This window comes from Hyalangium versicolor (assembly GCF_020103695.1).
GTDB lineage: Bacteria > Myxococcota > Myxococcia > Myxococcales > Myxococcaceae > Hyalangium > Hyalangium versicolor.
The window spans coordinates 13,036-31,262 of sequence record NZ_JAHXBF010000011.1; the positions used below are offsets into that span (position 1 = coordinate 13,036).

16 protein-coding genes are annotated in these 18,227 nt (G+C 67.1%); 4 read left to right on the forward strand and 12 right to left on the reverse strand.

The window, feature by feature from the left end:
* Positions 1 to 115 precede the first annotated feature (115 nt).
* On the forward strand, positions 116 to 385 hold the full coding sequence (locus tag KY501_RS22970; RefSeq protein ID WP_224365396.1) for a helix-turn-helix domain-containing protein: 270 nt from the start codon (positions 116 to 118) through the stop codon (positions 383 to 385).
* 1,031 nt (positions 386 to 1,416) lie between these two features.
* Here the strand turns inward: KY501_RS22970 and KY501_RS22980 are convergent.
* The 3 genes from KY501_RS22980 to KY501_RS22990 form a co-directional block, all read right to left on the reverse strand.
* Positions 1,417 to 2,019 carry a hypothetical protein gene (locus KY501_RS22980; RefSeq protein ID WP_224365398.1) on the reverse strand — a complete coding sequence of 201 codons (603 nt, stop codon included), beginning with the start codon at positions 2,017 to 2,019 and terminating at the stop codon, positions 1,417 to 1,419.
* 42 nt (positions 2,020 to 2,061) lie between these two features.
* Complete coding sequence (gene rtcA, locus KY501_RS22985) at positions 2,062 to 3,078, reverse strand: RNA 3'-terminal phosphate cyclase (RefSeq protein WP_224365399.1); 1,017 nt, start codon at positions 3,076 to 3,078, stop codon at positions 2,062 to 2,064.
* A 131-nt stretch (positions 3,079 to 3,209) separates the two neighbouring features.
* Positions 3,210 to 4,439 carry an RtcB family protein gene (locus KY501_RS22990; protein WP_224365400.1) on the reverse strand — a complete coding sequence of 410 codons (1,230 nt, stop codon included), beginning with the start codon at positions 4,437 to 4,439 and terminating at the stop codon, positions 3,210 to 3,212.
* Between the two features lie 142 nt (positions 4,440 to 4,581).
* Here KY501_RS22990 and rtcR point away from each other — a divergent pair, with 142 nt between their 5' ends.
* A complete protein-coding gene (gene rtcR / locus KY501_RS22995; protein ID WP_224365401.1) occupies positions 4,582 to 6,225 on the forward strand; it encodes an RNA repair transcriptional activator RtcR in 1,644 nt (547 codons plus the stop codon).
* A gap of 22 nt (positions 6,226 to 6,247) precedes the next feature.
* On the opposite strand, the gene KY501_RS23000 is transcribed toward rtcR, so the two are convergent.
* The 5 genes from KY501_RS23000 to KY501_RS23020 form a co-directional block, all read right to left on the reverse strand.
* Positions 6,248 to 6,940 carry a hypothetical protein gene (locus KY501_RS23000; protein WP_224365402.1) on the reverse strand — a complete coding sequence of 231 codons (693 nt, stop codon included), beginning with the start codon at positions 6,938 to 6,940 and terminating at the stop codon, positions 6,248 to 6,250.
* A gap of 96 nt (positions 6,941 to 7,036) precedes the next feature.
* A complete protein-coding gene (locus KY501_RS23005) occupies positions 7,037 to 7,810 on the reverse strand; it encodes a Uma2 family endonuclease (RefSeq protein WP_224365403.1) in 774 nt (257 codons plus the stop codon).
* Positions 7,811 to 8,014: 204 nt separating this feature from the next.
* Entirely contained in the window at positions 8,015 to 9,727 is a 1,713-nt protein-coding gene (locus tag KY501_RS23010) for a sensor histidine kinase (protein WP_224365404.1), read from the reverse strand.
* A complete protein-coding gene (locus tag KY501_RS23015) occupies positions 9,724 to 10,428 on the reverse strand; it encodes a response regulator transcription factor (RefSeq protein ID WP_224365405.1) in 705 nt (234 codons plus the stop codon). The genes KY501_RS23010 and KY501_RS23015 overlap by 4 nt, the downstream gene beginning before the upstream one ends.
* A 21-nt stretch (positions 10,429 to 10,449) precedes the next feature.
* Positions 10,450 to 12,207, reverse strand: a complete 1,758-nt coding sequence (locus tag KY501_RS23020; RefSeq protein ID WP_224365406.1) for a DUF4139 domain-containing protein — start codon at positions 12,205 to 12,207, stop codon at positions 10,450 to 10,452.
* A gap of 311 nt (positions 12,208 to 12,518) precedes the next feature.
* On the opposite strand from KY501_RS23020, the gene KY501_RS23025 reads away from it, so the two are divergent.
* A complete protein-coding gene (locus tag KY501_RS23025) occupies positions 12,519 to 13,379 on the forward strand; it encodes a DUF4388 domain-containing protein (RefSeq protein ID WP_224365407.1) in 861 nt (286 codons plus the stop codon).
* Positions 13,380 to 13,458: 79 nt separating this feature from the next.
* Here the strand turns inward: KY501_RS23025 and KY501_RS23030 are convergent, their stop codons facing one another.
* Genes KY501_RS23030 through KY501_RS23045 form a run of 4 tightly spaced genes read right to left on the reverse strand, consistent with a single transcriptional unit; the run spans position 13,459 to position 17,062 of the window.
* On the reverse strand, positions 13,459 to 15,063 hold the full coding sequence (locus KY501_RS23030; RefSeq protein ID WP_224365408.1) for a sensor histidine kinase: 1,605 nt from the start codon (positions 15,061 to 15,063) through the stop codon (positions 13,459 to 13,461).
* A 30-nt stretch (positions 15,064 to 15,093) separates the two neighbouring features.
* Positions 15,094 to 15,747 (reverse strand): hypothetical protein, encoded by a 654-nt coding sequence (locus KY501_RS23035; RefSeq protein ID WP_224365409.1) that lies wholly within the window; start codon positions 15,745 to 15,747, stop codon positions 15,094 to 15,096.
* 13 nt (positions 15,748 to 15,760) lie between these two features.
* Positions 15,761 to 16,441 (reverse strand): hypothetical protein, encoded by a 681-nt coding sequence (locus KY501_RS23040; RefSeq protein ID WP_224365410.1) that lies wholly within the window; start codon positions 16,439 to 16,441, stop codon positions 15,761 to 15,763.
* Positions 16,442 to 16,453: 12 nt separating this feature from the next.
* Positions 16,454 to 17,062 carry a hypothetical protein gene (locus tag KY501_RS23045; RefSeq protein ID WP_224365411.1) on the reverse strand — a complete coding sequence of 203 codons (609 nt, stop codon included), beginning with the start codon at positions 17,060 to 17,062 and terminating at the stop codon, positions 16,454 to 16,456.
* Positions 17,063 to 17,312: 250 nt separating this feature from the next.
* Between KY501_RS23045 and KY501_RS23050 the strand changes: the two genes are divergently transcribed.
* Positions 17,313 to 18,176 (forward strand): DMT family transporter, encoded by an 864-nt coding sequence (locus KY501_RS23050; RefSeq protein WP_224365412.1) that lies wholly within the window; start codon positions 17,313 to 17,315, stop codon positions 18,174 to 18,176.
* The last annotated feature ends 51 nt before the right edge of the window (positions 18,177 to 18,227 follow it).

Here is an 18,227-nt window from a genome sequence, read left to right on the forward strand (position 1 = left end):
GCGCGAACGAGCTAGTGGACTGTCCGCGAAGTAATTCGACATAGTCGTGGGGAATGCCTAACTCTGGTGGATGAGGAGACGCCCTCCACGACTTGTGCACCTGTCGCCAGAAGAGGTGACCTACCTTCGGGCTCTGGTACGAGATGGACGGATCGAGCAGCGCATAGCCCGTCGGGCACGCATCCTGCTGGCGATGAACGAGCAGGACACCATCGTCTCGGAGCTGGCGGAGCGGTTCGAATTGGATCGGACCACCATTTGGGCGCTGTGCCGGCGCTTCGAGCGCTGGGGCGTAGCGGCTGTGGATGATGCGCCGCGCTCGGGCCGCCCCAGGCGGCTTTCCCCCCCTCCAGCGGGTCGAGGTGGAGCGGCTGGCCTGCTGTGAGCCAGCAGGCATCGGTCTGCACATGACCCACTGGTCCACTCGCAGCCTGGCGTTGGCTGCGCGACGACAAGGCATCGCGTCAACCATCTCCCACTCCACCGTGGCCCTCATCCTCCGGGATGCCGAATTGCAACCTCACCGCTCCCGCTACTGGAAGACGCCGGTTCCCGATGAGACCTTCCGCGCTCAGGCAGCAAAGGTCCTCTGGTGCTACGAGCATGTCGTCGCTCTTGCGGAGCAGGGAGAGGTCGTCTTGTGCGTGGATGAGAAGCCCAACATCCAGGCCCTGGAGCGTCGTCGCCCCACGCGCACGATGCGGCCGGGCCTCATCGAGCAGCAGGAGTTCGAGTACGTGCGGCACGGCACGGTGAACTTCCTCGTTAAGCTGGTGGTGCCCACCGGGCTGATGCGGGGCTGGTGTCTGGAGCACAACGACTCCGCCTCCCTGCGGGCCGTGCTGCCTCAGCTGCTGGGAGAGCACCGAGATGCTCGTCGCATCCATCTCATCTGGGACAACGGCGCCAGCCCTATCTTCAGAGAGGAAGCTGGAAGAGCCGCGCCGAACTCAGCGCCCACCTCGACGCCAGTTGGCCCGAGTACAACCGCCTCTACGCCCACCCGTTCACTTGGTCCTGGACGCGGGCCAAGATGCACCAGTGGGTGGATCGGCACCGCTCCTGACTATGTTGAAAGATTTCGCGGACAGTCCACTAGAGGCTGCTGGATCCACATGCGCCACGCGATGGCACTCTGCATCGTTACCCAGCGAGTCTCCACGCAGATTCCAACGCGGACGTGGCAGGAACACGAGCCTTCCTCTCCACAACACAGCGCTGATGCCAAATGTCAGGGTTCCCAGCGTGGGGTTGCATCAAGGGCAGGGGAGCACCGCCAAGGTTGAGCAGCCTGATGTTACGAGACTTGGTGTCATGAGACCGGGACATGTTGAGATCTAGCATAACACTGAGCCCCCAGTCGGCAGACCAGCCCAAACCACAACCAGTACCACGACTCTTCACTACACCAATGCGCTAACCCATTTCGAGACTCTTACCATGCTCAAGCCTCTCAACATAGACGCGCAAGTTGCTTGCGATCTTCTCAAACACACGAGGCACCAATGGAACAATTTCCGCAAACCCTGGATTCTCTTCTCTGGGATGACCATGATAATAGCGGAGATGCTCGATAATATCCCTCTGCTCAGACTTCGGCAGCGCGCGCAAGGGGTCTCGAGCCAGATAATCATGCTTTTCAGAGAGGTGTATAAACGCACAGCCAAACCGATAAACCGATTCGGTCCAGTTGTGCAGCTTCTGGGCGAACCGCACCATCTCCCCATCAGTTATTCGATTCCGACGACCGCCTGAATGCCTCCACATCTCCCCTTCAACGGAGGCACGAATGAGAGCAAAACGCTCTGCTTTATCGCTTATACCAAGCAAGAAGATGACCCGGACCATCGAGTCAAGTTCTTGACGAAGAAGCCCAACGCAGACACCGTGCAACCCAGCGCGACTCAGTTGATGAATAGCATGCATGTTCTCAGCCGACCGGGCTCGAATCTGCCGACAAAACGTCGCCACCACATCCCGATGTTCACTTCTTGAATTCCTGCGCGCTTTGCTTGCCATAGGCCCACCTTGAGATTGACCAGTTATTACTTTGGTTGATGTTCAGCTCCGCACCTCCACCTCCCGGACCTCGCGCGTCACCTCCCGGACCTCCACCTTCACATCCAGGAAGTGCTTGAACGTCTCAAGCTGCGTCTCCGCGTGCCCATCCAACGGTAGCGTGCGGAACGTGCCCCCCTTCGCCAGCGCCAGCAGCAACAAGAGCTGATCGCATAGGTGCTCCCCCACCGGCACCTCCGCGTCCAGGTAGCGCCTCGCCTCCTCCACCGCGTTGCCCGCCACCTCCTCCGCCCTCACGCCCCGCTCACCGAAGGCCGTGAACACCTCCGTCACGTGCTCGCTCTCCACCTCCAGCCACAGCACGTTGCCCGGCCCCACCGAGCGCTTCAGCTCCTCCGTCCGCAGCTCGTACGGCTTCCACTTCAGCGCCTGCTCCACCGTGGCCAGCTCCCGCTTCGCCACATCGAACGGAATCTGGCCAATGAGCGCCGTCGCCATCCGCCGCTTCACCTCCCCGCGCTCCAGCAGCGTCAAAGGCTTCAACGGAGCCGGCTCCACGTTCACCCGGAACTTCCCTCCTCCCGCCGGGAAGAAGCCGTGCCGCTCCAGCACCGCCTCCACCTTCGGCCCCATCCGCCTCACCAACGGGAAGTACGCCTTCTCCAGGAAGTCGAACGGCGGCGCCATCGGGTTGTGCGTCCCTCCCTCCAACACCAGCGTCGACGGCCCGCTCGCCAGCATCAGCGCCGGCAACACCGTCTGCAGCACCAGCGTCGCGCTCCCCGCCGTCCCCACCGCGAAGAAGTAGTTCCCCGCCGACAGCGCCCGCGGCTTGAACGTCAGCTCTCGCGAGCCCATCTCCGCGCCCACCACCTCCGCCGCCCCCACCTCCGCCGCCGCCTTCACCGCCGTCAGGTGCTGGCGCAACAGCCCCGGCTTCTGCCGCCCCGCGCGGATGTTCACCATCTGGAACGGCGTCCCCGTCACCAGCGACAACGCCAACGACGTGCGCAGCACCTGGCCGCCACCCTCTCCCTTCGAACCGTCGATTCGCACCATGACAAATCCCTCTGCTGCAAAAGTAGCGGCGCCCGCTCCCCCATCCTAGCGACCGTTGCAAACGGTCTCGGAGGGAACGGGCGCCTCGAATGTCGCTATCCCGGCATGGTCACCTCGCGGCTCACTCCGGGTCAGCCCTTCACACACACCACCTGCCGCAGCGTGTGCACCACTTCCACCAGGTCCGCCTGCGCCGCCATCACCGCGTCGATGGGCTTGTAGGCACCCGGCGTCTCGTCGATGACGTCCACGTCCTTGCGGCACTCGATCCCCGCCGTCGCCTTCGCGTGGTCCTCGAGCGTGAACCGCTTCTTCGCCGCCTCACGCGACATCACCCGGCCCGCGCCGTGGCTGCACGAGTCGAACGCCTCCGCGTTCCCCTTCCCGCGGACGATGTACGAACGCGCCCCCATGCTGCCGGGGATGATCCCGAGGTCTCCCTCGCGCGCCCGCACCGCGCCCTTGCGCGTCACGAAGCAGTTCTTCCCGTAGTGGTGCTCACGCGCCACGTAGTTGTGGTGGCAGTTCACCGCCGCGTCCGTCAGCCCGAAGGCCGGCAGCAGCTGCGACGCCTTCAGGGCATGCACCACCGAGTCCAGCATCAGCTGCCGGTTGGTGGCCGCGTACTCCTGCGCCCACTCCACCGCTCGCACGTAGTCCTGGAAGTGCTCCGTCCCCTCCGGCAGGTACGCCAGGTCCGCATCCGGCAGGTGGATGAAGAAGCGACGCATGTCCTCCTTCGCCAGCCCGATGAAGTGGCTTCCGATGCGGTTACCCACTCCGCGCGAACCGGAGTGCAGCATCACCCACACGTTCTCGGACTCGTCCAGGCACAGCTCGATGAAGTGGTTCCCCGTCCCGAGCGTCCCGAGGTGACCCAGGTCCGGCCCACGGCCCAGCCGCGGGTGCTTCTCGAGAATGGCGTCGTACCCGGGCTTCAGGCGAGCCCACGCCTCACGGTGCATGGCCGGCGCGTCCTGCCACGCGCCGCGATCGTTGCGGCCCCCGTTGTCCGTACGGCCGTGCGGCACGGCGCGCTCGATGACGGCGCGCACCGGAGCCAGGTTATCCGGCAGCTGATCGGCGCGCAGCGTGGTGCGCACGGCGATCATCCCGCAACCGATGTCCACTCCCACCGCCGCGGGGATGATGGCGCCCACCGTGGGGACGACCGAGCCGACCGTCGCGCCGTACCCGCGGTGCACATCCGGCATCGCCGCGATCCACTTGTGGATGAAGGGCAGGCCCGCGAGGTTCTTCAGCTGCTTCTTCGCCTCATCCTCGAAGGGGACACCGACCGTCCACGCCTTGATGGGGTTCTTCCCCGTCTCGTCCGACAACACCTCGTAGTTGCGATTCATGGCCTTGCCTTCCGTTTGTTCGCCCAACCCATGTGCCGGGCACGGGGGGAGGTAGAGCAGCCGCCGTGCCAACCCACTCTCCGAGGGCAGCGGCTCCCGTGGCTGGCTGGATTCCTATCCTTTGGGATAAAGTCGTATCCGCATGGCGAAGGCACAGGCGCGGAAGACAGTGGTCATCGGGATGCTCGGGACGAACATCGACCAGGGGCAGGGCCCGAGGCGGTGGGAGAAGTGGAGACCCACGGTGGCGCTGTGCCAGCAGGAGGACCTGTTGGTGAGTCGGCTGGAGCTGCTCTACCCACCCACGGCCACGGTGCTGGCGGCGACGGTGACGGAGGACATCCGCCAGGTGTCTCCGGAGACGGAGGTGCGCGGCTCGGTGGTGGACATCCGCAACCCGTGGGACCTGGAACAGGTGTATGGGGCGCTGCTGGACTACGCGCGGAGCTACCCGTTCCAGCCCGAGCAGGAGGACTACCTCGTCCACATCACCACGGGGACGCACATCGCGCAGATCTCCATGTTCCTCCTGGTGGAGAGCCGGCACATCCCCGCGAGGCTGGTGCAGACCTCTCCGCCGTCCGGGCGGGACAAGGGGCTGGGCGGTGCGGGTTTGTACACGCTGATCGATCTGGATCTGTCGAAGTACGACAAGCTGGCGGCTCGCTTCGAGCAGGAGCAGCGCGAGGCCCTATCCTTCCTCAAGGCAGGCATCGACACGCGCAATGCCGCGTTCAACCGGCTCATCGAGCGCATCGAGCAGGTGGCCATCCAGTCTCGGGCGCCGCTGCTCATCACCGGGCCCACGGGGGCCGGCAAGTCACAACTGGCGCGGCGCATCTACGCGTTGAAGAAGACCCGGAGGCAGGTGGGCGGGCCGTTCGTGGATCTCAACTGCGCCACACTGCGTGGAGATGCGGCCATGTCCGCGCTGTTCGGCCATGTGAAGGGAGCATTCACGGGAGCGGTGAGTGATAGGCCCGGCCTGCTGCGGCAGGCGAACGGGGGCGTGCTGTTCCTGGATGAGATTGGCGAGTTGGGCGCGGACGAGCAGGCCATGCTGCTGCGAGCGCTGGAGGACAAGCGCTTCCTGCCGGTGGGCTCGGACAAGGAGGTGGAGAGCGACTTCCAGCTCATCGCCGGAACGAACCGGGACCTCCAGATCGAAGTGGAGCGAGGGCGCTTCCGGGAGGACCTGCTGGCACGCATCAACCTGTGGACGTTCCAGCTGCCCGCTCTGCGAGAGCGTCCCGAGGACATCCCTCCCAACCTGCTCTACGAGTTGGACCAGGCCTCCGAGGCCCTGGGCCTGCGGGTGACGATGAACAAGGAGGCCCAGGAGCACTTCCTCCGGTTCGCCACGTCTCCCGAGGCCCGATGGAGCGGCAACTTCCGAGACCTGAATGCAGCCGTGCTGCGCATGGCCACGCTGGCCTCAGGCGGCCGGATCACCCGCGAGGACGTAGACGAGGAACTCGCGCGGCTGCGCTCACAATGGACGCGGGGCTCCACTCCGAACTCGGCGGGCTCAGTGGATCTCGTGGCGGAGGTGCTTGGAACCGAGCTCGCGGCGGAGCTGGACCGGTTCGATCGGGTGCAACTCGCGGACGTGATCGCCGTGTGCCGGCAGTCGCGCACGCTCTCGGAAGCCGGGCGCATGCTGTTCGCCCAGTCACGGGCTCGGAAGCAGAGCACCAACGACGCGGATCGGCTGAAGAAGTACCTCACCCGCTTCGGGCTGAGCTGGGACGACGTCTCCAGGCGCGGTGCGACCGAGGCCGCCTGAAGCACTCTCGAGGCAAGCGCGCTCAGAGTCCCTTCTTCGCGCGTAACGCCTGCTCGACCTCAGGGAGAAACGGAGTGCCCCCTCGTTTCGCGTGCGCTCTCGCCAGCGACAAGTCGAGCACGCCATTGCGCAGCACCTCGGGAACGAAGGTGTGGGCATAGTGCCCCGGCTCATTGAGGATGTCTGGCTTGAACTCGCGCCAACCGTTTGCGCCAACAATGAGGGTGCGAAAGCCTTCCGGGACGGAGTGCGATCCACCGGCGTTCGCCGAGATGGAGGTGTGAGCATCGAGCAACACGGCCCGCGCGGTCAGCGTTCCGCTTGCCCCCAGCACCGCCCCATCCGATCCCCACGTGCCGATAACCACTCCGGACGCCACGAGATCTCTATCGATCGCCACCCGCGCGCTCTGCCCATAGAAGACGTTCCGTGCGCGGACGTGACCTGTCACGATGAGCGTGCTGGTGGCGTAGTCCCCGGTCTTGAAGGAGAGGTCCCCGGATGTCACGAGCTCTCCCTCGATGATGAGCGCCCACGGACCGTCTCCGGTCTCGATGTCCTCGGTAGCATGGACGCCCCCCTCGATGATGCGAGGGCGCACCTCCGCATCGACAAGGTCCCGCGTCTCGAGAAACCAACTCAGCAACTGATGGCTCCGGTAGCGTACCCCGATGTCCTCAAAGGACACCTCACGACCCATCTCCTCGAGCTTCATGTTCCCATCCTGTTCGAGGCCCGAGCCGTCGCACTCCCGCTGAACCTGTCTGCTTGTATGACAGGTTTGGCGGGAAGGGACAGGCCGTAGAGACACTCATCGCCCGCGGAGCTGAAGGCGATCCATCTCGGCCTGGAGTGCTGCCAGGCGCCGCTCCGCATCCTGTCGAAGCCGGGCCTCCTCATCGGCGCGTCGCTCGACCTGCTCCAACTTCTCCATCGTCCGCGCCAGCAACTCCTCGGTCTCCAGCAGCAGCGCGTTGCCTGCCCAAACCTGTAACCGCGAGTCCACTACCTCGAACTCCAGCCCCAACACCTCGGAGAGGTACCGACCCTTCCGCTGCTCGATGCGCGTGTACTTCCGCGCTCCCGGAGTAGCCAGGTAGTACGCCTCCAACTTCTCCTGGGAACGGTCGTAGATGAAGTACTCAGGGATGCCCAACCGGGCGTAGCGCTCCACGTTGTACTCGGCGTCCTTCTTCCGGTCGCCGCCCACGTGCACTTCCAGCACCCAGTCCAGCCCCTTGCCCTCGTGGCTCACTACCCACTTGCTCCGCTCGTGCGGCTCCACATCCAGCACCGCCAGCAGGTCTGGCGCGAACCTCCGCTCGGCCGGGTAGTAAATGGGGAGCTCGGACCCCAGATACACCTTGCGCCGCTGGTGGCGAAAGTAGCCCGCCAGCAGGTCCTTCGCCCTCGTCTTGGCTCCGGAGTGCTTGTCGCCCTCCGGCATCGCCATCTCGTCCCACGTCACCTCTCCGGGCAGTGACTCCACCACCCGCGCCTGCTCTTCGGACCCCATCGCCTCCCACTCTTCCTGCGTGGGCGCCTGGGGGAAGGTGCCTCCACGCTCGTCTGCGTGCCGTCCCATGCCCGTAAGCGTGCGGTGGACCGGCTCGCGCGTCAATCGCCCCCACCGAACGCCATGAGCAATGCGTGGGCCAACTGTCCACGTGCTACCGCTCCGAGCGCGGACCTTGTGCCGGACCTTCCGAGCCGTCTCGAATTTCGGTCTCCGAGTCTCTGCGCGTGGACTCGGGGAGCACCCTTCCCTCGCGCCGCCCTTCTGTTCGCCTCAACCCAGCCGCAGGAGAAACACGAAGGCAGCGCCCTTTCCTGGCTTTCCCTCATACCGAAGCTCTGCCCCCATGGCCCTGGCGAGCCGACGGCTCAGCGCCAGCCCCAGGCCCACTCCCGGCGCTGACTCCGCCGCTCGCTCCGAGGACTTCGAGAATGGCTCGAACAGATTCCGGGCGTCCGTGGGGGAAATGCCCGGCCCGTGATCGGCCACCACGATGGCGATGCGGGAGCCCCGCCGCTCGGCCCTCACGTGGATGCGTGCATCCTCGGCGCCTCGCGCGTACTTGCACGCGTTGTCCACCAGGTTGAAGAGCACCTGCTCCGCCCCCGAGGGCTCCACCAACACCCGCGCCCCTTCCAACGCCTCATCGCACTCCAGGACGAGCGACTTTCCCGCCTCCCCAGCCCGCTCCTCCGAGCGCCCCAGGTTGTCTCGAAGCAGCGCGCCCAGCTCCATCGGCTCCACCGCCCTGGGCGCCCGCTTCCGCTCCAGCCTCGCGTACGCGAGCACGTTCTCCACCAGGTGCGCCAGCCGGTTCGACTCTCGCAACAACGTCGCGTAGTACCCCTGCCGCTGCGACTCCTCCGTCACCATCCCCTCGGCCAGCATCTCCGCGTACATCCGGAACGTCGTGAGCGGCGTGCGCAGTTCGTGCGTGACGGCGGAGACGAATGCGGCACGGCGCTCGCTCAGGGACAGGGCTCCGAACAGGAGCAATCCCACCGCTGCCATCGCCAGAACGAGCGCTCCCCAGGCCACGATCAAGCTCCACATCACCGGAGCGCCGCCGGCAGGCTCGACTGGCACATTCCCCGGAATCAGCCGCACCGGCAGCGAGGCCAGGCGCCGCTCGAGCAGATCGCCCGCGCCCGGAGCCACCCTTTCGAGCTCCGCTCCCGGCAGCAGGTCCGTCACCTCCGCCAGCAGCAACGTGCGCACCCGTCCCCAATCCAGCCACACCCCTTGCACCTCCACGGAGCCACTGCTCCGCTCCACCCGGCGGACCAGCAACAGTTCCTCCCCCATCCACACCGGCACCATGGGCGACACCTGAACCTCCTGCGTCGCAGGAGTCAGCCCCGAGGGAGCCTCGTTCAACAGCCCCGGGTAGAGGGCGTTGCTCCAGGCCTGCTCCTGGCGGCGTGAGAACTCGATGGCATTCTGCTCACGCGCCGCGACCACGAGTTCGGGAGAGGAGGCGCCCGTTTCGATCCCAAGCAGCACCCGGCGATCCAGCCGGGACTCCAGCTCGACCAGGAGCCTCCTGTACTGCTCGATCTGCTCCCGCCTGGCTCCCGCCGTGAGCGCCAGGGCGTACTCCATCACGGGCACCTGGGGAGAGCCCAGCAGCGCCAAGCCTTGGAAGGTGAAGTGCAGCTTCACACCGTCCGGCGTCCCATAGAGCAGTGGCGAGGCAATCCGCATCGTCGAGAGCTCGCCGCCCTCTGGGCTGAAGGCGTGCAGGGGCGAGTAGAACGACTCCCATGCGCTGGCCGGCCGTGTACTCTCCTGGGCCAGGAGCCTCGCGAGGCGCCCATCCATGCGCCACAGCGCCAGACGGATCCGCTCCTCCACCTGGGCCTGCACTCGCGCCCGAGCCTCCGCCCGCTCGAGCCTCAACGTCGTCACGCTCAACCATGCGAGCGCTCCACACGCGAGCGCCACACACAAGGCCAGGGCCATCCACGTGGGCAGCGACCGCCTCACCCCGGGTCTCCACCCGCGAAGCGGTACCCCTTGCCCCTCACCGTGAGCAGGATCCGCGGCTCGTCCGCGCTGTCCCGCAGCTTGTCGCGCAGCCGCGCCACGTGCATGTCCACCGTCCTCGTGCGAGCCAGGCTCGCTGGCAGGCGCCACACCCGCTGCAGCAGCTCATCCCTCGACACCACCCGCTCCCGGTTCAAGGAGAGGTACCGCAGCAGGTCGATCTCCCGCTCGGACAGCAACTCCGCCGCGCCGTCCTCGAACCGCAGCTCGCACTTGCGCAAGTCCGCCACGCCTCCCTCGAACCGAATCTCCTCCACATCCAGTGGCCGCTCGGCGCTCCGGCGCAGCACCGCCTCCACCCGCGCCAGTAGCTCTTTCACGCTGAACGGTTTCACCACGTAGTCGTCCGCACCCAGCCGCAACCCTCGGACGCGGTCCTCCTCCTGCCCCCGCGCCGTCAGGACGATGACCGGCAGCGTGGGACGAGCCTTCCGAGCCTCGGCCAGCACGTCCAGCCCGTCCCCTCCCGGCAGCACCAGATCCAACAGCAACAAGTCGAAGCTGTCCCGCGTGGCGCTGGCGAGCGCCTCCTTGAACGTCGTGGCCTCCAGCGGCAGGTAGCCCTGGAACCGGAGCGCATCCACCACGCCCCGGCGAATGGCCGGATCATCCTCCACCACGAGCACACGACGGGCAGGCATGCGGCCTCCATCATCTCCCAGTCAGCGCCAGAAGCCGACCTCGTACGTGAGCGTCTTGCGCTCCCCCGGCTCCAGCGTGAGGGTCCACTCGATCTCGCTGTGGCTGTTCACGGCCGCCAGGCCACTGCCGCCCCAATCCTCGGGCCGGAAGTCATCCACCTTCACCTGGCCTCCTCCGGAGACTTCCTGGGCCTTGCCTCCCGTGGAGAGCCGGATCCGCAGGGGGGTGCGCTCGGCGCGTGGGTTGGTCAGCGTGATCGTCCCCTTCTTCCGGATGAGTGCGTAGCTGCTCCGGTTGCTCTTCAGTGCGTCCTGCTTGCGCTCCAGCTCCACCTCTTCATGGAGCGCTCGCACGTCCGTGGCCACCGTGAGCGGGACCAGCGTGTCTCCGCCTCGCCCTGTGTACGTGAGCAGCTCCTGCGCCTGCGGCACCTGCCCGCGCATCACCAGCACCGGGCCCGTGGTCCACGGGTACTGCGTCGCGTTCTTCAGCTCCAGTTGGTGCCACACCTCCGCCCGCGCGAGCCGCAGCGGCGAGGGGCTCCCCATGGAGCTCTTCGAGTTCCCGTACTGCACCGTGTCCGAGTCGTTCTCGTTGCGGCCCACACGCACATCGAGCGTGTAGAGATCTCTCGTCTTCACGTCCTCGCTCCACAGCGGCACGACCGCGCGAGCCCCCTTCGGCAGATCCATCTTCGCCAGGGGGTGGATGAAGAAGTCGGGAGACTCGGCGGGCCCGCCGAAGTCTGGGATTCGCGGGGCGCTGCTCTCCTCCGCGCCATTCCTACCGCCTTGCCACTCGCCCGGGCTCTGCGAAAACATCGCGTTGCTCAGGCTGTTCATCGAGCCCATGAGCGAGGGCGACGCCTGCGCCAGGGCGTTGCGCACCATGCCCTCCAGAGACAGCGGCGAGGCCACGTCCCGGAACCGGAAGTTCGGCACCCCCACGACGAGATCGAACGGCGCCCCCTGGATGTCCTCCAGCTCGTTCAGGAGCTCCGCCTGGAGCGCGAGCGCTCCTTGCCCACCCTTCTGCGCCTCGAACCGGTAGGTGGGGATCCAGCGGAGCCCCGGGGTGAAGTAGACGATCCGCACCGAGAGCGCCTTGCCGGCCGCCTCGGAGCCGAAGTCGAGCGAGAGCCGCTTGCGCCGCTCCGTGATTCGCACCTTCCGCTTGCACTCCAGGGACAGCTCCTGGCCCGACACGCGGCGGATGTCCTTCCCCGCGAGCACCACGGTCCCTCTCTCTGGAACCGACAGAGCCACCATCTGCCCCAACGAAGGAGCTGCCCCGAAAAGTGTGGGGTCGAACGAAGCGGACCGTGAAGAGAGCGTCTCCGTGGGAACGAGGCCCGCATGGCGAGGGATTGCGACCACCGTGCCCGTCATGGTGGCGCCCTCGAGTTCCACGGTGACGCGCTTGCCCGGGTTCGCCTCGAGGATGGAGGCCGGATCCGTGCATGTGCCGCGCACCTCCTGCTCCACTTCCTGCTCACGCCACTCCGCGCGCAGGGAGCGCAGCGTGGGCCCACGGTCGCTCCACGCCCAGAACGTGCCGAGCACCGCGCTGTCCGGCACCTCGTCCATGAAGGTGACGCCGCGCGAGTCCGCGACAGCTTCCGCCCGCTTCACCAGCAGGGCATATCCATCCTTGAAGACGACCACCCGCTCCGTCTCGAGCGAGAGTGCTCCAGGACGAGCCTCTCCCTTCCGCTCCGCACCTTCCGCCACGCACGCGCTCAATAGCGCCGCCAGGATCCACACCATGATGTGTCGCATGCCGCTCCCTCTGTCTCGCTGTCAGAGAGTACGGACGGGCAAGGGCACGGTGGGTAACCCGCAGGTAACGAGCCTCACCTCCCGCGTGCTTCCGAGTGTTGCATTTCATGACGCGGCGCAGCCAAACCGTTGCGAAATGCCACACTGCACACCGCATCATGCGGTGAATACCCCAGAGCAAGGGGGGCTCTGCCTGCCTCTCCAGGTGAGGGAGAATGCTCCAAGGCTGGCATCCGCGTTGCTCCAAAGGGCTGGGCGTCACTCCCCGACCCGAGCCGCCGAGCACGGGTGTCATCCATGAGGGCCAACCCATGAAGAGCATTCTGGTGGTTGCTGCCGAACCGTATGTGCGCAATGCAGTGACGGAGGCCTTTCGGCTCCACTGCGATGAATTTTCGATACGCGTGGTGGCGGAAGCAGAAAAAGCCGCGGAGTCCATGAGGACGCGCAAGGTGGATCTCCTGATCAGCGTGCCTTCCACGGAGGAACTGGATGACTTCCGGCTCCTGGCCTTCGTGTTGAACTGCTGCCCCCGGCTGCCGGTGATGGTGATGAGCCCTCGCAAGAGGAAGAAGGAGCGCGCCTCTCCTCGAGCCACGTTCCAGGTCCCTCACCTTCCGATGTTTCCGACGCGTGAGACGCTGCTCTCTCGCGTCCGGCAGTGTCTGGATCCCCGGATGACGGAACAATGCCAGGGCGTGACACTCCCCGGGTTGATCCAGGTGCTCCACGAGGAGCACGTGACGTGTAGGGTGCTCGTGACCCAAGGAGAGCGGCAGGGCAGGCTCCACTTCCTCTCGGGAGAGCTCGTCCACGCCCGCTGCGGGGCAGCCGAGGGAGACACGGCGGCGCTCCAGATGGTGGGCTGGCGCACTCCGCGCGTCCTGCTGATGGGACAACCTCGAGACCTACGGCAGACCCTCAACATGCGGACGAGCCAGTTGCTGACGCTGATGGCCACAGCCGAGGCGGCTCAGGAGCAGGCGGCTCCCGCCCAGAAGAACTCCATGCCTCGAACCTACGCACAGCCTCCGAGACAAGACACCGTCGAGACCAAGCGCCAGACACGCCCCTGGTCGGAGCACGCCAACCGGCGTCTGAACTGGTGGGACAAGAAGCCCTCGGGGCAGTGGCTGTGGTGGCCCGCCTCCGACAAACCCAAGGACGAGTGAGCGCGGCGGACCGTCCGGCCAAACCTGTCTGCCAGGTGGACAGGTTCGGACAAACCGCGCCCGGAGGGGACCCCTCCCTTCAGCTCTTCGTCGCGGCAGCCAGCACCGTCTGGGCGCGGGGCAGCACCACCTCGAACCGTGCACCGCCCAGCTCCGCGCGTCCCGCCGTCACACGTCCGCCGTGCCGCTCCACGATTCCACGCGCGATGGCCAGCCCCAGCCCTGTGCCCGGCCGAGGCCCCTCGCGCTTGCGCCCGGTGACGAACGGCTGGAACAGACGCGGTAGCAGCTCCGGCGGAATGCCAGGACCGTTGTCCTCCACCACCACGCGAACCTGCTCCCCCTCCTGGGTGCACAGGGCCCGCAGCCTCGGCGCCGGCACCTCTCTCAAGGCCAGCAGCGCATTCTCGAAGAGCACCACCAGCACCTGGGAGAGCTGCGCCTGATCCGCCTCCAGTTCGAGGGGCTCCCCTTCCGGCTGCTCGAACGCCACCTCCGGCGCCAGCGCTCCCAGTCCCTGGCGAGCTGTCGAGCAGGCCAGCGCTACCGTGGCGCGCAGATCCACGCGACGCAGCTCCAGGGGCCTCGGCCGGCCGTAGCGCAGCAGCTCATCCACGAAGTGGCTTGCCCGATCGATCTGCTCCCGCATCGCGGAGACAGCGTCGGGATCCGCGCCCTTCCGCTCCAGCAGCTTCAGGTGCGCCGCGAGCACGCCCAGCGGATTGCGCACCTCGTGTGCCACCGCGGACGTGAACTGTCCCAGCTCCGCCAACCGCGCCGCCTGATCCGCCCGCTCCTCCTGCTTCACCAGCTCCTCGGCCAGCTCGCTCGCCGCCGCCCGCCCCTTCAACAGCCTCCGCCCCAGCCACTCCTGGAACCCCTGCCGCACCGGCTCGAACGCGAGCGCCGCCAGCGCCAGCAGGAAGAGCGCGCCCACGCGGTACTCCCGCAGGAACGGCTGGCCGCTCCCCTCCATCAGCGTCAGCACCCCGAACAGAAAGCCCGCGGACAGCACCGCTGCCAGCGCCGAGTACAGCAGGCTCCGCTCCAGCAGCCGCCGATCGCTCTCCGCCTGGTGGCCGCCAATCACTTGCGCCAGCACGAGCAACCCGCCCAGCACCAGGTACATGCCGAACGGCAGCGCATACCCGCTCGACAGGAGCATCGCGTTGCTGATGCCCCCCGAGTACGTCAGCACCCCGGCAATGCCCAGTCCCCGCAGCAATGGGCGCCGATCGGCCGGAGTCACCCGGTACTCGCGCAGCAGGTGGACGAGCGGCACGGTCGCCGCCACCACCGCCAGCACCATCGCCGGCCAGAACAGGGGGCCCCGAGTCATCGCCAGCGGTCCATAGAGGACGTTGGGCTCCACCGCGCCGAGCACCGTCAGCCCCAGCGCCACGCAATAGGCAAACACCACCAGCCGGTACGAGCGCTGGCCGGTGAGGTTGTAGGCCGCGTGGAGGAAAGCCGCGGCCGTGAAGGTGCCGAGCGACACGAGGCGCTCTCCCAGCCACATCGTACGAGGCATGCACAGCATCAGCAGCGTGCCACTCCACGCCGCCACCGACAGACAGTAGAAGGCCAGGCCCCGCGCGTTCCTCGCACGGAGCGTGGCGGTAAAACACAGCAGCAAGGCGACCGAGATGACCGGCACCAGGCTGTAGGCGAAGAGAGGCCCCATTCCCGGGGACTTTGACAGAACCCGAGCCAATCAGCCCGCCGCGAGAAGCCCTTCGGTCACCTCCTCCACGCTGGAGGCCACCGACTGGAGCAACTCCACCAACTCCGCGTCCGGCCTCCCCGCGAACTTGAGCAGTTGCAGCCGCGAGCCCATCTCCTCCAACTGGAGCACCACCCGCTCCAGGTCCGCCGCCGTCCGCTCCCGCATGGCCCCCAGCCGCTCCATGTTCTTCAGCCGCGCCTGAACGCTCTGCACCCGCGCGTCGTCCGCAGTCAGCCCCCGCCGCGCCAGCGCCTCGAGTTGCTGGGACGCCGCGCTCCGATCGAACTCGGGGGTGGCCAGCAGCGCGTCCATCTCCGCCACCCGCGCCTCCATCTTCCCCACGGCCTCCACCAGTCCTCGCAGCCGAGCCACCTCGGGGCGCAGCACGTCCGCCGCCAATCCCTCCACCTGCCCCACCGCCGCCAGCAATCGGGACTGCGCGGCCCGGGCCGGCGGAGTCATCGGCGCCGCCGGACGCGTCGACGAGAGCAGGAACGGCGCGAACACGGGCCAGAAGAAGATCCCGGCCACGAAGGTGACGACGCGCGCGCCCGGGCCCTTGCCCTCGGCTCGGAGCACGAGCGCCACCGCCACGACTCCACCCAGCAACAGGTACAGGATGCAGGTTTCCACGAAGCCCATGGCAGCCTCCTCCTCACAACCGGGAGCCGAGCGCCTCGCCCAGCCGATACAGGGCCACCGGCGCCACCGCCGTGTAGACAGCGCCCCAGCACAGGACGAGCCGACGCAGGAAGTGGCCTCGGCGCTTGTGGGTGATGGGCAGGTGCTCGGCCATGTCGCAGAAGCCGCGGTACACGGCGCGGATGCCCAGCAGCCCCACCACGAAGGGCAGGCACAGGCCCGCGAACAGCGCGGTGCCCGGCGCATCGAACACACCCACCACCGTCCCCAGCAGCCACGCCGCGTAGAACGGAATCACTCCGAGGAGCAGCACGGACTTGGTCGCCTGCGCGCGCAACGCCTGGGCCGTCACCAGCCGGAACGACGCGTCCAGCCCCGACAGCTGCGTGTAGAAGTAGAAGGATGGCAGGCAGATGCACAGCGCCCCGAGGAACGCGCCCACCAGCGCCAGCGGCATCCACACCACCGGGTGCCCGGACTGATACCAGGCCAGCGAATGGCTCGCGGGAAACAGCGAAGCAGCCAGCCCCAGCACCCCACCGTGAACGGTGAGCCCCAGCACCGAGAGCGCGAGGAGCTTCTGGATGATCTCGGGCAGGCCCGCCTCGTCCCGCATCAAGCGGTGGAGGTGCGCCTCGCCGCGCAGGATGAGATCGAACATCCCCGGGACGGGAGAAGAAAAAGCAGCGTCCATGGCAGCCTCCGGTCAGGCGTCGAAGTGGAAGAGGGAGAACAGGGTCATCAGCTCCGCGCCAATGACACCCACCAGGGCCAGCCACAGCGTGGCGTAGGCGCGGCTGTGCGCGGGCTCCAGCGCCTTCATGGTCCGCAGGAACACATCCACCATGCAGATGCCCACGCCCACGAACACCAGGAGGTTCACCGCCAGCCGCACCAGCCCGTATGGCAGCGCCAGCCCGAAGAACCAGGTGATGGGAATGCTCGCCATCAGCGCCATCGAGCCGAAGCTCACCGTCGTCAGCGCCGCCAGCAGCGTGGTGGACGCATCCAGCTTCGAGCCCAGCGCCGAGTTGAGGATGTAGAGCGCCGGTAGCGCCAGCGCCCACGCGAGCCCCGCCGCCACCGGAGCCTTCACCAGCCCTCCCAGCATCCCGTCCCAGCCCTCGTGCAGCCGCATCACCAGGCCGTAGGCGGCAATCCCCAGCACCGCGTTGGCCAGCAGCACGGGGAAGATGAGCGGGCGAGGGCCCGGCGTCAGCCGGCGATCCCTCCAGCGCGTGGTGAACTCCTCGGGTCGTCGCAGCGCCACCCCCACCTCGTGGAGGGCGATGCGCAAGTCACTCGTCAGGCTCATGGGTGTTCCTCCTGTGCGCCCCCCAAGAGCACCCGCTGTGCCAGCCCGCCCGCTCTGTCTTCTCGCGGGTTTGGCGCTCCCGCCGTCACCGCCGTGGACAGCGGCTGACGCCGAGATTGACGCCTGCCCGCCCAGCCGCCGAGAGACGCCCGGCCCTCGACTACTCCTCAGACGTGATTCACATCCACGCGCCGTGGTCTACGCTGCGCGCCCGTTCGGGGTACACGGTCCCGAACCTTCAGGAGCCCTTGTGCAGTCCTTCTTCATGGTCGCGGCTGGAGCCACCCTCTGGGGCTTCTGGTCGCTCTTCCTGCGCCCCGCGGGCCTCACCGGCCAGCAGAGCGCCCTGCTGGCACTGCTCACCGTCGCCCTCCCCACTCCGTTCCTCCTGAACAAGCAGGCGCTGAAGGACAGACGAGCCATCCTGGCGCTCGTCATCATGGGCGTGGCCGACGCCATCAACGTGGCCCTCTTCTTCGCCGCCGTGAACATCGGCCCCGTCTCCGTCGCCGTGCTCACCCACTACCTGGCCCCCCTGCTCGTCGCCCTCACGGCGCCGTGGGTGGCCCGCGAACCCCGCTCGCCCCGCGCACTCATTGGAGCCCCACTGACTTCATTGGGATTGGCCCTGCTCCTCTGGAAGCCAGGCGCGAGCTTCTCGGGGTGGACGGCGCTGCTCGGGGCCGGCAGCGCCATCTTCTTCGCCATCACCGTCTTCACCGCCAAGGAAGCGGCTCGCGCCTGGTCTCCCCTGGGCGTCACCTCCGTCCACTCGGCCGTCTCCGTCGTCACCCTGCTGCTCTTGTTCGGCCGCGGCGCCCTGCCCCCGCTCACCCCCTCGGCGCTGTGGATCGTCGCCGGCGGCGTGCTGTGCGCACTCACCGGCAACATCCTCTTCAACACCGGCCTGCGCCGCATCCCCGCCGCCACCACCGGAGCACTCACCTATATGGAGCCGCTCACCGCCACCCTCATCGGCTGGCTCTGCTTCCATGAGGAACTGGGGCCTCTGGGGCTTCTCGGAGGCGGCCTCGTCCTGGGCTTGGGTGTCTGGGTGGCAACGGAACCCCGCTCATCCCGTTCGCCTTTACCATCAATTTCTGGTACTTCTTGAATAGCGTAAATGCCCGTTTGCTACTAACAATTGGAACGAGTCCGAGGAGAT

Bases quoted from the DNA above. Each gene is read 5' to 3' on its own strand.
- KY501_RS23045 (WP_224365411.1), bottom strand. From the start codon at position 17,062: ATGAGCCTGACGAGTGACTTGCGCATCGCCCTCCACGAGGTGGGGGTG.
- KY501_RS23020 (WP_224365406.1), bottom strand. From the start codon at position 12,207: ATGCGACACATCATGGTGTGGATCCTGGCGGCGCTATTGAGCGCGTGC.
- rtcR (WP_224365401.1), top strand. From the start codon at position 4,582: ATGGCGAAGGCACAGGCGCGGAAGACAGTGGTCATCGGGATGCTCGGG.
- KY501_RS23040 (WP_224365410.1), bottom strand. From the start codon at position 16,441: ATGGACGCTGCTTTTTCTTCTCCCGTCCCGGGGATGTTCGATCTCATC.
- KY501_RS23005 (WP_224365403.1), bottom strand. From the start codon at position 7,810: ATGGGACGGCACGCAGACGAGCGTGGAGGCACCTTCCCCCAGGCGCCC.
- rtcA (WP_224365399.1), bottom strand. From the start codon at position 3,078: ATGGTGCGAATCGACGGTTCGAAGGGAGAGGGTGGCGGCCAGGTGCTG.
- KY501_RS23035 (WP_224365409.1), bottom strand. From the start codon at position 15,747: ATGGGCTTCGTGGAAACCTGCATCCTGTACCTGTTGCTGGGTGGAGTC.
- KY501_RS23015 (WP_224365405.1), bottom strand. From the start codon at position 10,428: ATGCCTGCCCGTCGTGTGCTCGTGGTGGAGGATGATCCGGCCATTCGC.
- KY501_RS23030 (WP_224365408.1), bottom strand. From the start codon at position 15,063: ATGGGGCCTCTCTTCGCCTACAGCCTGGTGCCGGTCATCTCGGTCGCC.
- KY501_RS22990 (WP_224365400.1), bottom strand. From the start codon at position 4,439: ATGAATCGCAACTACGAGGTGTTGTCGGACGAGACGGGGAAGAACCCC.
- KY501_RS22980 (WP_224365398.1), bottom strand. From the start codon at position 2,019: ATGGCAAGCAAAGCGCGCAGGAATTCAAGAAGTGAACATCGGGATGTG.
- KY501_RS23025 (WP_224365407.1), top strand. From the start codon at position 12,519: ATGAAGAGCATTCTGGTGGTTGCTGCCGAACCGTATGTGCGCAATGCA.
- KY501_RS23000 (WP_224365402.1), bottom strand. From the start codon at position 6,940: ATGAAGCTCGAGGAGATGGGTCGTGAGGTGTCCTTTGAGGACATCGGG.